This is a genomic window from Kitasatospora sp. NPDC059146 (assembly GCF_042786665.1).
In the GTDB taxonomy this organism is placed as follows: Bacteria; Actinomycetota; Actinomycetes; order Streptomycetales; family Streptomycetaceae; genus Kitasatospora.
This window is the reverse complement of record NZ_JBHZCY010000082.1, coordinates 1-14,806: the sequence shown is the minus strand read 5'-3', so window position 1 is coordinate 14,806 and position 14,806 is coordinate 1. Positions and strand designations below refer to the sequence as shown.

General features: G+C 74.1%; 9 protein-coding genes. 8 read left to right on the top strand and 1 reads right to left on the bottom strand.

Going from position 1 to position 14,806, the window contains the following annotated elements; genetic code table 11:
• Positions 1–24 precede the first annotated feature (24 nt).
• From ACFXPX_RS28935 to ACFXPX_RS28915, 5 genes are read left to right on the top strand one after another with little or no spacing between them, the layout of a single operon-like run.
• Positions 25–768 carry a thioesterase II family protein gene (locus ACFXPX_RS28935; protein WP_380644005.1) on the top strand — a complete coding sequence of 248 codons (744 nt, stop codon included), beginning with the start codon at positions 25–27 and terminating at the stop codon, positions 766–768.
• Positions 765–2,090 carry an MFS transporter gene (locus ACFXPX_RS28930; RefSeq protein ID WP_375890480.1) on the top strand — a complete coding sequence of 442 codons (1,326 nt, stop codon included), beginning with the start codon at positions 765–767 and terminating at the stop codon, positions 2,088–2,090. The genes ACFXPX_RS28935 and ACFXPX_RS28930 overlap by 4 nt, the downstream gene beginning before the upstream one ends.
• A complete protein-coding gene (locus ACFXPX_RS28925) occupies positions 2,083–3,096 on the top strand; it encodes a kinase (protein WP_380644004.1) in 1,014 nt (337 codons plus the stop codon). The genes ACFXPX_RS28930 and ACFXPX_RS28925 overlap by 8 nt, the downstream gene beginning before the upstream one ends.
• Positions 3,086–4,681, top strand: coding sequence for an amino acid adenylation domain-containing protein (locus ACFXPX_RS28920; protein ID WP_380644003.1), 1,596 nt, complete (start codon positions 3,086–3,088; stop codon positions 4,679–4,681). The genes ACFXPX_RS28925 and ACFXPX_RS28920 overlap by 11 nt, the downstream gene beginning before the upstream one ends.
• A gap of 59 nt (positions 4,682–4,740) precedes the next feature.
• Positions 4,741–5,241, top strand: coding sequence for an FBP domain-containing protein (locus tag ACFXPX_RS28915; protein ID WP_375890486.1), 501 nt, complete (start codon positions 4,741–4,743; stop codon positions 5,239–5,241).
• Positions 5,242–5,346: 105 nt separating this feature from the next.
• On the opposite strand, the gene ACFXPX_RS28910 is transcribed toward ACFXPX_RS28915, so the two are convergent.
• Complete coding sequence (locus ACFXPX_RS28910; protein WP_380644002.1) at positions 5,347–7,215, bottom strand: amino acid adenylation domain-containing protein; 1,869 nt, start codon at positions 7,213–7,215, stop codon at positions 5,347–5,349.
• 304 nt (positions 7,216–7,519) lie between these two features.
• On the opposite strand from ACFXPX_RS28910, the gene ACFXPX_RS28905 reads away from it, so the two are divergent.
• The 3 genes from ACFXPX_RS28905 to ACFXPX_RS28895 all read left to right on the top strand — a co-directional run.
• On the top strand, positions 7,520–10,885 hold the full coding sequence (locus tag ACFXPX_RS28905) for an amino acid adenylation domain-containing protein (RefSeq protein WP_380644001.1): 3,366 nt from the start codon (positions 7,520–7,522) through the stop codon (positions 10,883–10,885).
• A gap of 59 nt (positions 10,886–10,944) precedes the next feature.
• Entirely contained in the window at positions 10,945–11,763 is an 819-nt protein-coding gene (locus ACFXPX_RS28900) for a phytanoyl-CoA dioxygenase family protein (RefSeq protein WP_375890492.1), read from the top strand.
• A gap of 175 nt (positions 11,764–11,938) precedes the next feature.
• Positions 11,939–14,806, top strand: a 2,868-nt coding sequence (locus ACFXPX_RS28895; RefSeq protein ID WP_380644000.1) for an amino acid adenylation domain-containing protein, incomplete at its 3' end; no start/stop codon positions are given.

Below are 14,806 nucleotides of genomic sequence, written 5' to 3'. Positions count from 1 at the left end.
GAGACTCCAGAGGTGAGGTGCTGTATGACGACGGTCAGCAAGCCCGGGAGGTGGCTGCTGCGCCGGCCGTCGCCGGACGCGGCGGCCCGGCTGTTCTGCTTCCCGTACTCCGGGTGCGGCGCGTCCATGTACAACGGGTGGCCGCGGCGGACCGGAGGCGTCGAGCTCTGCGCGGTGCAGCTGCCCGCGCGGGAGAACCGGATGCGGGAGCCGCACCACGGCTCGTACGAGTCGCTGGCCGAGCAGGCCGCCGAGGCGCTCGCGCCCTACCTGGACCGTCCGTTCGGCGTGTTCGGGCACTGCGGCGGGGCGCTGGCCGCGTTCGCCACCGCGCTGCACCTGCAACGGACCGGCCGGCCGGCGCCCACCGCGGTGTTCGTCTCCTCCCAGGTCGCGCCGCACCAGGGGCCGTACGGGCGCTTCCTCGGCCTGGGCCGGGACGAACTGCGCGAGGAACTGGCGCGGTTGACGGTGTCGATGGGCGGCCGGGTCCAGCCGTCGGCCCTCGACCTCGCGCTGGACGTCCTGGAGCAGGACGTGGCGGGCAACCGGAACTACCGGCTGGACGCCCCGGTCGTCCTGGACGCGGCGGTGCACGCGATCGGCTGGAGCGGGGACGTGGAGATCCGGCCCGACCAGATGGACGGCTGGCGGGAGTACGCGGCCCCCGGCCGCTACCACCCGGTGGTGCTGGCCGGCGAGCACCACGCCTTCCTCAAGGCCCCGGCGGAACTGATGGCACGATTCACCGAGGGACTGGCACTGTGACGTCCGGCAAGCAGATCGGCGTGCTGCGCCGCAACACCGACTTCCGCAACCTGTGGCTCGGCCAGTCCGCGTCGATGCTCGGCTCCAACATGACGGCCGTGGCCGTCCCGCTGATCGCCTCGGTCACGCTCTCGGCCTCGATCTCCGAGCTGGGCGTGCTCAGCGCCGCGAGCTACCTGCCCTACCTGCTGGTGAGCCTGTTCGTCGGGGTCTGGGTGGACCGCAAGCCCAAGCGCCCCATCATCATCGGGGCCGACCTCCTGCGCGGGGCCACGATGATGCTGGTCCCGTGCGCCTGGTGGCTGGACGCCCTGACGGTGCCGCTGCTGGTCGGCGTCGTCCTGCTGGTCGGCCTGTGCAGCGTGGTGGCGGACATCGGCAACGCCTCCCTGCTGCCGGCCCTGGTCGAGCGCGACGACCTGATCGAGGGCAACAGCAAGCTGGAGCTGAGCAGTTCGGTCTCCAACATCGGCGGCCACTCGCTCGGCGGGGTGATCGTCCAGGCCCTGACCGGCCCGGTCGCGATGGCCCTCAACGCCGCCACCTTCGTGGTCTCCGCCCTGTTCACCTCGCGGATCCGGCGGCGCGAGCCTGCCCCGGAGAGCACCGGCGGGCCCGGCTCGGTCTGGAAGGACGCGGCCGAGGGCGCCCGCTTCGTCCTGGGCAACCCGCTGCTGCGGGTCCTGGTGCTCGCCACCCTGGTCGCCAACTTCTTCGCGCTGGCCTGCGAACCGCTCTTCCTCGCCTTCGTGACCCGCAACCTGGACCTCGCCCCGACCTTCGTCGGCGTCATCCTGGCCTCCTCGGGCGCGGGCGCCCTGATCGGCGCGGTGCTGGCGGGGCCGATGAGCCGACGGATGCCGCTGGGCCGGCTGCTGGTGTTCACCTCGACCGCGATCGGCCTGGCCTCGCTGCTGACCCCGCTGGCCACCGTGGTGCCGGAGGCGGCGGCGATCGTGCTGCTGCTGGTGATGCACGTGGTGAACTCCGCGATGGTGATCGTCTGCAACATCAACCTGCGCGCCTACCGCACCTCCATCACCCCGGACGAACTCCAGGGCCGGATGACCGCCGTGGTGCGGATGGTCGTCATGGGCGGCGCCCCGCTGGGAGCCGTCTTCGGCGGCTTCCTCGGCGACCGGATCGGCGTCTCCCCGGCCCTGGTGTTCGCCTCGGTGGGCCTCCTGGTGGCCGCCGTGATCATCGCCCTGTCACCGGTCCGGCGGGTGACCGAGATCCCCGGGGCGGCCGCCGACCCGGCGCCGACCGCGGACCACGGGTCGGCCCAGGCCGACCCCGTCGAGGGGGTCCCGGTTGACTAGCCCCACCGAGCTGCCCGCCGCCACCGCGCTGCGGGAGGGCCCCGGCCGCAGCGCGGGCACCGGCCGGGCCTTCGGCACCTTCGGCGAACTGCTGCAGGGCGCACTGCCCGACGACGGCCCGGAGTTCCTGGTCACCCTCCCGATCGCCGGATGGAGCACCGCGACCTTCCGCTACGACCCGCAGGAGCCCGCGGTCTCCGTCCGGCCCGCCCACAAGGCCAAGTCCCGGCGGCTGGCCGGGCTGCTGCTGGAGCTGACCGGGCGGCCCGGCGGCGGCGAACTGGACCTGACCGGTGAACTGCCCGAGGGCAAGGGGCTGGCCAGCTCCTCCGCCGACCTGGTGGCGACCGCCCGGGCCGTCGCGGCGGCGCTGCGCACACCCCTGCCGCCGACCGCGGTCGAGGCCCTGCTGCGGCGGATCGAACCGACCGACGGCGTGATGTACGACGGCATCGTCTCCTTCCTGCACCGGGACGTCCGGCTGCGCGAGCGGCTCGGCTACCTGCCGTCGATGACCGTCCTCGCCCACGACGAGGGCGGCCGGGTCGACACCGTCGGCTTCAACCGGATCCCCAAGGACTACACCGACGAGGAACGCCGGGAGTACGGCCGGCTGCTGACCGCGCTGGGCACGGCGGTGCGTACCGGGGACCTCGCCGAGGTCGGCCGGATCGCCACCCGCAGCACCGAACTGAGCCTGCGGCGGCGGCCGCACCGCGGCTCCGGGGAGCTTCGCGCGCTCTGCGCGGAGCTCGACGGCCTCGGGCTGGTCCGCGCGCACAGCGGCACCAACCTGGGCGTCCTGCTGCCCGCCGGCGACCCGGAGCTGGCCGCGAAGGTCGAGCACGCCCGGGCCGCCTGCCGGTCCGTCGGCGGCACCGTGTCGGTGCACCGCACGCTCGGGCCCGAGGAGTTCGCCGCCGCACCGGAGCTCACCGCCGTACCGGAGTTCACCGCCGTACCGGCCGCACCCGGCGCCGGGGAAGGACAGCCCCATGCGCGCTGACGCCACACCGGACGGCTCGACCCCGGACGGGACCGACGGGTCCACCCTCACCGGGCTGCTGGCCCGCCGGATGGCGCGCTGCCCGGACGCGACGGCCGTGCTGTGCGGCGCCGAACGGCTGAGCCACCGGGAACTGGACGAGCGCGCCAACCGGCTGGCCCGCGAGCTGATCGCGCGCGGGATCGGCCCGGAGCACCTGGTGGCGGTGGCCCTGGAACGGTCGGTCACGCTGCTGGTGGCCCTCCTCGGGGTGCTCAAGGCCGGCGCCGCCTACGTCCCGGTGGACCCGGGGTACCCGGCGGAACGCCTCGACCAGGTGCTCCGGGACGCCGAACCGGCGCTGCTGCTCACGGTCGCCCCGACCACCGGGGCGCTGCCCCGCACCCCAGCCCCGGTGCTGCTACTGGATTCCGCCGCGACCGGTCTCGCCCTGGCCGGCCGCAGCGCCGCCCCGGTGCGGGACGCCGAACGCCTGCGGCGGCTGCGGCCCCAGCACCCGGCGTACGTCATCTACACCTCCGGCTCCACCGGCCGGCCCAAGGGCGTCGTGCTGTGCCACGCCTCGGTGGTCAACTACCTGACCTGGGCGGCGCGTTCCTACCCCAGCACGGGCGGGGTGGCACTGGTCCAGTCCTCGGTCGCCTTCGACCTGACCGTCACCGGCCTGTTCGCCCCCCTGCTGGCGGGCGGCGCGGTGCACCTGGCGGGCGGCCGCGGCGGCGGCCGGGCCGCACTGCGCGAGCACCCGTGCACCTTCCTCAAGGCGACCCCGGGGCACCTGCCGCTCCTCGACCTGCTCCCGGCGGAGTTCTCCCCCCGCCGTGAACTGGTCCTCGGCGGTGAGCAGTTGCTCGGTGCCGCGCTCGCCGGCTGGCGGGCCCGGCACCCGGAGGCCACCGTGGTCAACGAGTACGGGCCGACCGAGGCCACCGTCGGCTGCACGCAGTACCGGATCGAACCGGGCGCGGAGCTGCCGCCCGGTCCCGTCCCGATCGGCACCGCCATCGACGGCGTCGGGCTCCACGTCCTGGACGCGCGGCTGCGGCCGGTCGACGGGCCGGAGGCCGAGGGCGAACTGTACGTGTCGGGCGCCGCGCTGGCCCGCGGCTACCTCGGACGGCCGGATCTGACCGCCGAGCGCTTCCTGCCCTGCCCGGACGGCCCGCCCGGGGCCCGGATGTACCGGACCGGCGACCTGGTGCGGCGCACCGCGGACGGCGGGCTGTGCTACCTCGGCCGGGCCGACCGCCAGGTGAAGGTCAAGGGCTTCCGGATCGAACCCGCCGAGGTGGAGGCCGCGCTGCTCGGCCACCCGGCGGTGGCCCAGGCGGCCGTCTTCGTCCAGCCCGCCGAACCGGGCGCCCCGGGGGACCGGCTGGCCGCCTGCGTGGTGCTGCGCACCGGCCGCGCGGAGCGGGCCGAGGAGCTCCGCGCCCATCTGGTCGCCCGGTTGCCCGAGTTCATGGTGCCGACCCTCCTGACCGTCCTCCCGGAGATCCCGCTGACCCCCGGCGGAAAAGTCGACCGGGACGCGCTGGTGGCGCGGAAATCCCTTGCCACCGAGGCCCCTTCCGTCCTTTCCTGAATGAACGACCCGTCATATTCCCGACCGTGTCGCACAAACCCACTGCTAGGATCTGCCAAATGCGCGCACTCGACGACAACGAAGTCCGTGAATCCTTCGTCAACTGCACCAAGGGAGAGGCGCGCAGGCTCAGCCTTCCCCGCAACCTCTCCGAACTCCCCTGGGACGACCTGGACTTCCTGGGATGGCGGGATCCGGGCGCGCCCGACCGCGGCTACCTGGTGGTGGAGCGGGGCGACGGCCTGGTGGGGATCACCCTGCGGTCGCCGAACGTCCGGCGCAGCCTGACGAAGACCAACGTCTGCTCGCTGTGCATCACCATCCACGGCGGCAGCGGGGTCGCCCTGCTCTCCGCCCGGCTGGCCGGCCCGGCCGGGCGCGAGGGGAACACCGTCGGCACGTACATCTGCGCCGACCTGGCCTGTTCGCTGTACGTGCGCGGCAAGCGCAGGTCGGCCTCGGTCAGCCGCCCCGAGGAGTCGCTCTCGCTGGAGGAGCAGATCGCCCGCACGATGACCAACCTCGACGCCTTCGTGGCGCAGGTGCTCAAGAAGGTGTGACCCGCGGGCCGCGGGCGGCGAACCGCGGACGCGGGAGGCCGGAGGCCGACGACCCGGGTGGTCGTCGGCCTCCGGCGTCACGACGCCCCGGCCTCGACGCCCCGGTCACGACACCCAGGCCTCGAAGGCCTCCCGCAGGTGGGCCGTGAACCGCTCGACCGTGGGACGTTCGTAGAGCGCCTCGGCACTGAGGCGCAGTCCGGTGAGGGCCTCGATCCGGTCCACGATCCCGGCCGCCAGCAGGGAGTGGCCGCCCAGCTCGAAGAAGTCGTCCCGCACGCCCACCGGTTGGATCCCGAGCGCCTCGGCCCAGACCTCGGCGATGATGCCCTCGATCTCGTCCCGCGGCGCCGCGTACGGCGTGCCGAGGTCCGGGCGGCCCTCGTCGGGGCGGGGCAGGGCCCGCCGGTCGACCTTGCCGTTCGGGGTCAGCGGCAGTTCGTCCAGGGCCACGAAGCGGCCGGGGACCATGTGCTCCGGCAGGCTGCGGCGGCACCAGTCCCGCAGCGCGGCGACCTCGGGCGCCCGGCCGCTGCGCCAGACCCCGTACGCCACCAGGACGGTGCCGCCCGGGAGGTCCTCGCGGGCCAGCACGGCGACGGCGAAGGCCTCCGGGTGGGCGCCGAGCACCGCCTCGACCTCGCCGAGGTCGATCCGCATGCCGCGCAGCTTGACCTCGTGGTCGATCCGCCCGAGGAAGTCCAGGCAGCCGTCCGGGCGGCGGCGCACCAGGTCGCCGGTGCGGTAGGCCCGGGCGGACGCCTCCGGGGAGCCGTCCTGCGGCGAGCCGGGCTGAGGCGAGCCGGGCTGCGGGGAACCCGCCCGCGGCGCGCCGGGGTGCGGCACGAACCGCTCGGCGGTCAGCCCGGGCCGCCGCCAGTAGCCGCGGGCGACCCCGGCCCCGCCGATCCACAGCTCGCCCGGGGTGCCGTCGGGGACGGCGGCACCCGCCTCGTCCACCACCAGCACGTCGGTGCCGCGGATCGGGCGGCCGATCGACACCCGGCCGCCGCCGGGGTCGACCTCCCAGGCCGTGGCCCAGACGGTCGTCTCGGTGGGCCCGTAGACGTTGGTGACGGCGGACGCCACGCCGGCCAGCGCCCCGGCCAGTTCGGCGGTCAGCGCCTCGCCGCCGACGACGACCCGCAGGCCCGGCACCCGCTCCCGGAGCTCGGGGACGAGCAGGCGCAGCAGCGAGGGCGTGGACTGCAGCAGGGTCGCCGCCGAGCCCCGCACCGCCTCGGCCAGCCGCCGCGGGTCGTGCACCAGTTCACGCCCGGCCAGCACCACGGTGCCACCGCTGACCAGCGGCCCGAAGATCTCCAGCACGGCGATGTCGAAGGAGACGGTGGTGATCGCGAAGAACCGGTCCTCGGGGCCCAGCGCGAACCGCTCGACCATGTCGGCCAGGAAGTTCACCACGCCGGCGTGCCGGACCATCACGCCCTTGGGCAGGCCGGTGGAGCCCGAGGTGTAGATCAGGTAGGCGAGGTCGTCGGGTCCGGCGAGGCCGTCGAGGCGGGCCTGCTCGTCCGGAGCGTCCGGCCCGTCCGGGTCATCGGTGTGCTGCGGCCCGTCCAGGTCCTCCAGCAGGAGTTCCGGGAGGCCCTCGGCCCAGGCCCGGCCGCTGTGGTGACGGTCGGTCACCAGAACGGCGGCTTCGGCGTCCTCGACCATGAAGCGCAGCCGCCCGTCCGGGTACGAGGGGTCGAGCGGCAGGTAGGCGGCGCCCGCCTTGAGCACCGCCAGCAGCGCCGCAACCAGGCCGGTGCCGCGTTCGACGGCCACCGCGACGTGGCTGCCGGGGGTGACGCCGCGGGCCCGCAGGGCCCGGGCCAGCCGGTCGGCCCGCGCGTTCAGCTGCCGGTAGGTCGTCCGGTCCGGCCCGCTGACCACCGCGAGCGCGTCCGGGGTGCGGCCGACCTGGGCCTCCACCATCCGGTGGAGCGTCGGCGCGTCGTCTGCGGAGAGCATGGATCCCCCATCGTCGGGTACGGTGCGGACTGCGTCGACAGAGCGATCCTGCAACGGGGCGGGCCCCGGGAACAAGATCCATGGGCGATCATCCCGCCCTGATGTCCAGTTCATGACAATATCTCACCTCTCGTCGGCCCCTGCGCCGGTACGGCGCGATTCCGGCGATTTTCCCGACGGGGCAATACCGTTCGGGGAAAACTCGGGCTACCGAACCTCCCCGGTTCCTGGCAGACTCGACGATTGATCGACAACGGGGCCGTCGCGGACACAATCTCCCGGCCCCCTACGAACTTCCACAACCATGAGGCCGGGCACGTCGATTGACACAGTGCCGTCGACACGGGGGTGCGGCGTGAATTCCGAGAACGAACTCCTTCGACGCCTACGCGAAAACCGTAGGACCACGACGGGAAAACCGACGGTCGAACACCTTCCGGCCACCGGACCGATTCCCGCGTCGAGTGCCCAGCAACGCCTGTGGTTCCTCGACCGGTTGCACGGCGGCAACGCGGCCTACAACGTCCCGATCGCCGTCCGGATCGACGGCCCGCTCCGGCCCGAGGCCCTCACCACCGCCGTCCGCGACCTGGTCCGCCGACACGAGGCGCTGCGGACCCGCTTCACCTTCGACGGCCGGGAGCTCGTCCAGGAGACCGTCTCCGCACCGGAGTTCGACGTCCCGTACCGCACCGTCGAGGGCGCCGACCCGGCCGCCCGGGCGGCCGAGCTCGACCGCCTGCTGACCGCCGAGGCCCGTCGGCCCTTCACCCTCGACGGCGAACTCCTGGTCCGGGCCGCGCTCCTGCGCACGGAACCCGAGCGGCACGTCCTCCTGCTGAACGTCCACCACAGCGTGATCGACGGCTGGTCCGAGCGGGTCCTCCTCGCCGAACTGTGGACGCGCTACGACGGCCTGACCACCGGCTCCGCCGCCGAACTCCCGCCGCTGACCGCCACCTTCGCCGACCACGCGCGCCGGGAACGCGCGGCCGTCGACGAGGGCGGGTTCCGGGACGGCCTGCGGTACTGGCAGGAGCAGCTGCGCGGCCCGCTCCCCGGGCTCGACCTGCCCACCGACCGCCCCCGGCCCGCGCGGCCGAGCTTCGCGGGCGACGCCGTCCTGCTCGAACTGCCGCCACCGCTCACCGCCCGCGTCGGCGAGCTCTGCCGGGCCGAGGGAGTCACCCCCTTCATGCTGGCGGCGGCCGTCCTGAACGTCGTGCTGTCGCACCGCACCGGCGGCACGGACCTGGTGGTCGGCACGCCGGTCGCCAACCGGCGGCAGCCCGAGTTCCACGGCGTCGTGGGCTTCTTCGCCAACACGGTGGCCCTGCGCACCAGCCTGGCCGGCTCCCCCGACGTCCGGGAGCTGCTGCGCCGCACCCGCAGCACGGTGGCAGCGGCGCAGGACCACGAGGCCGTCCCCTTCGCCCCGGTGGTCGAGGCCGTCGCCGCTGGGCGGGAGCGGACCGGCGCCGCGCCCTTCCAGGTCCTCTGCACCTACACGGACCTCCACGACTCCCCCGCCCCCGGAGCGCCCGGAACGGCCCTGAGCACCGGGTTCGTCGAGATCGCCGGGTGCAGCACCCGCTTCGACCTGGAGGTCCAGGTCGAGCGGCGCCCGACCGGCCTGGTCTGCCGCTTCGTCTACGCCACCGAGCTCTTCGACCGCGACCGGGTCCGGCGACTGGCGGAGCACTACCTGGAGGTGCTGACCGCCGCCGTGGCCGACCCGGACCGGCCCGTCGCCGACCTCCCCACGGTCTCCGCGGCGGAGCGCGCCCTGCTGCTGGCCACCGGCACCGGCGAGCAGCTCGCGCCGCCCCCGCGTACCGTCCCCGAGCTCTTCCAGGACCAGGCCGCCCGCACCCCGGACGCCGCGGCGCTGCTGTACGAGGGCGAGGCACTCGGCTACGCGGAGCTGAACCGCCGTGCCAACCGGCTCGCCCACGCGCTGATCGCCCGGGGCGCCGGGCCGGAACGGGTGGTCGCGCTGCTGCTGCCGCGCTCCCCGGACATGTTCGTCGGCCTGCTGGCGGTGCTCAAGACCGGGGCGGTCTACCTGCCGGTCGACCCGGACTACCCGCCCGAGCGGATCGCCCACCTGCTCGGCGACGCGCGCCCCGTCCTCGCCCTCACCCACGCCGACACCGCGCCGGCCCTGCCGAACGGCGTCCCCCAGCTGCGGACGGACACCGCCGACACCGCCGCGGAACTCGCGCAGCGACCGGACCGCGACCCCGAGGACCGCGACCGCACCGCCCCGCTGCACCCGCAGCAGTCCGCCTACCTGATCTACACCTCGGGCTCGACCGGCACCCCCAAGGGCGTCCTGATGCCCGCCGCCGGCCTGCTCAACCTGCTGGCCTGGCACCGCGCCGCCTTCCCCGGCGGCCCCGGCACCAGGACCGCCCAGTTCTGCGCGATCGGCTTCGACGCGTCCGTCCAGGAGATCCTCACCACCCTGGTGACGGGCAAGACCCTGGTCGTCCCCACCGACGCGATCCGCCGCAGCCCGGAGGACTTGGCCGCGTGGATCGAGCGGTACGAGGTCGACGAGCTGTTCGCACCCACCTCGGTGATCGAGGCCCTGTACGAGGCGGCCGAGGAGCACGGACGGGCCCTCACCCCGCTGCGCACCGTCTACCAGGGCGGCGAGGCGCTGACCACCAGCGCCCGGACCCGCGCCTTCCACCACCCCGACACCGGCCGGCGGCTGCACAACGTCTACGGGCCGGCCGAGACCCACGCCGTCACCGCGTACAGCACGGCGCCGGACAGCACCGGCTGGCCGGCCACCGCCCCGATCGGCGGCCCGATCGCCAACACCCGGGTGTACCTGCTGGATCCGGGCCTGCGCCTGGTCCCGTACGGCGTGGTCGGAGAAGTCCACCTGGCCGGAGCCGGCGTCGCCCGGGGCTACGCGGGCCGGCCCGACCGGACGGCGGAGCGCTTCCTGCCCGACCCGTTCGGGCCGCCCGGTTCGCGGATGTACCGCACCGGCGACCTGGCCCAGTGGCTGCCCGACGGAACCCTGGCCTTCCTCGGCCGGGCGGACCACCAGGTCAAGATCCGGGGCTTCCGGGTGGAGCCCGGGGAGATCGAGGAGGCCCTGACCCGGCACCCGGCCGTGGCCCGGGCGGCGGTGCTGGCGCGGGAGGACCGGCCCGGCGGGAAGACCCTGGTCGGCTACCTCGTCCCGGCCCCGGCCGCCCCCGATCGCGCTGTCGGCCCCGCCGCCGACCCCACCGCCGACCCCGCCCCGACTCCGGCGGAGCTGCGACAGCACCTGTCCCGCACACTGCCCTCCTTCATGCTGCCCGCGTCCTACGTGTGGCTCGACCGGCTGCCGCTGACCCCGAACGGCAAGCTCGACCGGGCCGCCCTCCCCGCACCCGGGGCCGAACCTCCCTCCGCCACACGGGAGTTCACCAGCGAGACCGAACGGCGGCTGAGCGCGGTCTTCGCCAAGGTCCTGCGCAGGCCGGACATCGACGTCGACCGGAGCTTCTTCGACCTCGGCGGGCACTCGCTGCTGGCCACCCGGCTGATCAACCGGATCCGCTCGGAGCTGGGCGTCGAACTGCCGCTCCGCGCGCTCTTCGAGACCCCCACGGTGGCCGAGCTGGCCGCGCTGCTGGACAGCGCCGCCACGAGCGGCCGGTGACACTGTGTTGAACCCGCACACCGACGTGCGCCCACCCACCGACGCAGGAGTGTCGTGCCATGACCGAACCCGATGTCGACTTCGACGGAATCCTTGAGCGGTACCGCCGGGACGGCTTCGTCGTCCTCCCCGCCCTGATACCCGACCAGCTCCTCCAGGAGATCCGCCGGGCGCTCCCCGCCCTCCTCGCCGAGGACGGCCCGCAGCGCTTCTTCGAGCAGGACGGCAGCACCGTCCGCGCCGTCTACGGCCTGCACCGCAAGGACGCCCCCTGGCGCACCGTCAGCGAGGAGACGCTCCTCCCCCGCGCGGCACGGACGCTGCTGGGCGAGGACATGTACGTCTACCAGTGGAAGATCAACCCGAAGGCCGCCAACACCGGTGACCGCTGGGAGTGGCACCGCGACTTCACCTTCTGGCAGCGGGAGGACGGCATGCCCGCACCCGACGCGCTCACCGCGGCCGTCTTCCTGGACGAGGTCACCGAGGAGAACGGCCCGCTCCAGCTGATCCCCGGCAGCCACGCCGTCGCGACCAGGTACGAGACCGCCGAGGAACAGCGGGCGGACAGCGCGAGCCGTGCGGACGACAACTGGTCGGCCATCGTCTCCGCCAACCTGTCGCACTCGATCCCGCCCGCTGTGGCCGAGGAACTCGCCGAGGAGCACGGCGTCCACCGGGCGACCGGGCCCGCCGGGACGGTGGTGCTGTTCAGCAGCAACATCGTGCACGGCTCCTCGCCCAACCGGTCCGGCCAGCCCCGGACGCTCGCACTGATCAGCTACAACACGGTGGGCAACGCTCCGGCGGAGTGGGCGAACCCGCGCCCCGAGTTCTTCCTCAACCACGACGCGACGGCGCTGGACGTCCGTTCCTGACCGCACGGCACGGCCGGGGCCCTCGGGGCCCGCCACCGCGCGGGCCCCGAGGCCCTGACGGCGCGGGCCCGGAGTCCATGACCGCGTGGGCCGCGCGCCGCCACCGGCCGACGCCGCCCGCCCGCTCCTCCGATCACGAGACCATCCACAGAACCCTCCATGAAGTGGACACGACATGCTCCTCGACGATGAGAACTCCCCCCTGCCCCGCCGGGACATCGCGAGCGAGGTGGTGGACGCGGACGTGGACGCGGACGTGGACGTGGACGTGGACGTCTCCACGGTTCGGCGGGAGGAGCGGACCGGCTCGGCACCGCTCTCGTACGCCCAGGAACGCCTCTGGTTCCTCGACCGGATGGACCCAGGCAACACCGCCTACACCGTCCCCGTCGCCCTGCACCTGCGCGGCGAGCTCGACCGGGCGGCCCTGGCCCGGGCCCTGGATCGGCTCGTGGACCGGCACGAGATCCTGCGCACCCGGTTCACCGAAGGCCCGGACGGCGCACCCGTCCAGGTCGTCGACCCGCGCGGCGAGCTCCCGCTCACCCCCGTCGACGCGGCCGGCTGGGACGACGCCCGGCTCTCCGAAGCGCTGCACCGGGAGGCCTACCGGCCCTTCGACCTCGCCCGCGGCCCGCTCGCCCGGGCCTCCCTCCTCCGGCGCGGGCCGCAGGAGCACGTGCTGCTGCTGACCATGCACCACATCGTCACCGACGGCTGGTCGTCCTGGGTCCTCTCCCAGGAACTGGAGGAGCTGTACGGCGCCTTCCGGCTCGGCGAAGGCGATCCACTGCCCGAACTCCCGGTGCAGTACGCGGACTTCGCGATCTGGCAGCGCCGCCGACGGCAAGGGGAGCCGGCGGCGGAACACCTCGCCTACTGGCGTGACCGGCTGGCCGGGCTGGAGCCACTGGACCTGCCCACCGACCGCCCCCGCCCCGCCGTCCGCGGCACCCGCGGCGCCTCCCACAGCATCACCCTGCCGGAGGACCTCGCCACCGCGCTCCACGCACTCACCCGGGCTCCGGGGACCACCACCTACATCGCTCTGCTGGCCACCCACCAGATCCTGCTGGCCGCCTACACCGGCCGCCGGGACATCGCCGTGGGCACCCCCTTCGCCGGCCGCAACCGCTCCGAGATCGAGGACCTGGTCGGGTTCTTCGTCAACACCGTGGTGGTCCGGACCGACCTCAGCGGCAACCCGACCGTCCGCGAGGTCCTGGACCGGACCCGTGAGAGCACCCTCGGCGCCCACGCCCACCAGGACCTCCCCTTCGAGCGCCTGGTCGCCGAACTCGCCCCCCACCGCGACCTCAGCCGCACCCCGCTCTTCCAGACCATGCTCGGCGTCCAGAGCGCCGCCACCGGCACCTGGCAGCTCCCCGGCCTCGACGTCCGCACCCTTCCGCTGGACGACACCGCCGCCAAGTTCGACCTCACGATCAACGCCACCGAGTCCGACACCGGCCTGACCGTCGAATTCACCTACAGCACCGAGCTGTTCGACCCGGCGACGATCGAGCGGCTGGCCGTCCACTTCCAGAACGTCCTGCGGGTCCTCACCACCGACCCCGACGCCCGGGTGGACGACCTCGACCTCCTGGGCCCCGAGGAACGCCACCGCATCCTGCACGAGTGGAACGACACCGCCGCGCCCCACCCCCACGACCGCACCGTGCACCAGCTGGTCCAGGAACAGGCCCGGGTGCGGCCGGACGCGATCGCCCTCGTCCACGGCGACCAGGAGATCGGCTACCGCGAACTCGACGAGCGCGCCAACCGACTCGCCCACCGGCTGCGGGAGTCCGGGGTCCGCACGGACTCCGCGGTGGGCGTCTGCGCCGAGCGCGGCCCCGAACTCGTCATCGGCCTGCTCGCCGTCCTCAAGGCCGGCGCCGCCTACCTCCCGCTCGACCCCACCCACCCCACCGAACGCCTCACCCGGATCCTCGCCACCGCCCGCACCGCCGTCGTCCTCCACGACGCCCACCTCGCGGACCGCCTGGGCCCGTACGACGGCACCCTCATCGCACTCGGCGACCCCGCCACCGCCACCCGCCCCGCCACCGACCCGGCCGTCGACGTCCGGCCCGACAACCTCGCCTACGTGATCCACACCTCCGGATCCACCGGCACCCCCAAGGGCGTCCAGATCACCCACCGCTCCGCGCTCAACACCTGCGCGGGCATGGCCGAGTCGCTCGCCGTGTCGGCCGAGGACCGGGTGCTCCTGAAGACGCCCTTCGCCTTCGACGTCTCGGCCTGGGAGTTCGTCACCACCCTGATCAGCGGGGCGACCCTGGTGATCGCCCCGCCCGGCGCGGAGCGGGATCCGGCACTGCTCGCCCGCACGGTGCACGAGACCGGGACGACCGTGCTCAACTTCGTCCCGAGCCTGCTCCAGCGCTACCTCGAAGTCCCCGACGTCCAGCGCCTGTCCGCCTCCCTGCGCGTCGTGCTGTGCGGCGGCGAGGTGCTGCCGGCCACCGTCGCCCGGAAGGTCCGGGACTCCCTCGGCGGCGCGGAGTTCCGCAATCTCTACGGTCCGAGCGAGGCGACGATCAACGCCACCTCCTACGACTGCCGTTCGGGGTCGTGGGAGGAACCGGTGCCGATCGGACGACCGCTCGACAACACCCGGGCGTACGTCCTGGACCGGGCCGGGCGTCCCGTCCCGATCGGCGTCACCGGCGAGCTGTACCTCGGCGGCGACGGCCTGGCCCGCGGCTACCACCACCAACCCGCCCTCACCGCCGACCGGTTCGTCCCCGACCCCTTCACCCCGGGCGCCCGCCTCTACCGCACCGGCGACCTCGCCCGCTACCGCCCCGACGGCACCCTCGACTTCCTCGGCCGCACCGACGACCAGGTCAAGATCCGCGGCCACCGCATCGAACCCGGCGAGATCGCCGCCCGGCTGCTGGAGCACCCCGCCGTCACCGCCGGCACCACCGTCGTCCGCGAGGACACCCCCGGCGACAAACGACTCGTCGCCTACCTCACCACCAACTCCACCAATCCACCGAGCACTTCGGAGCTC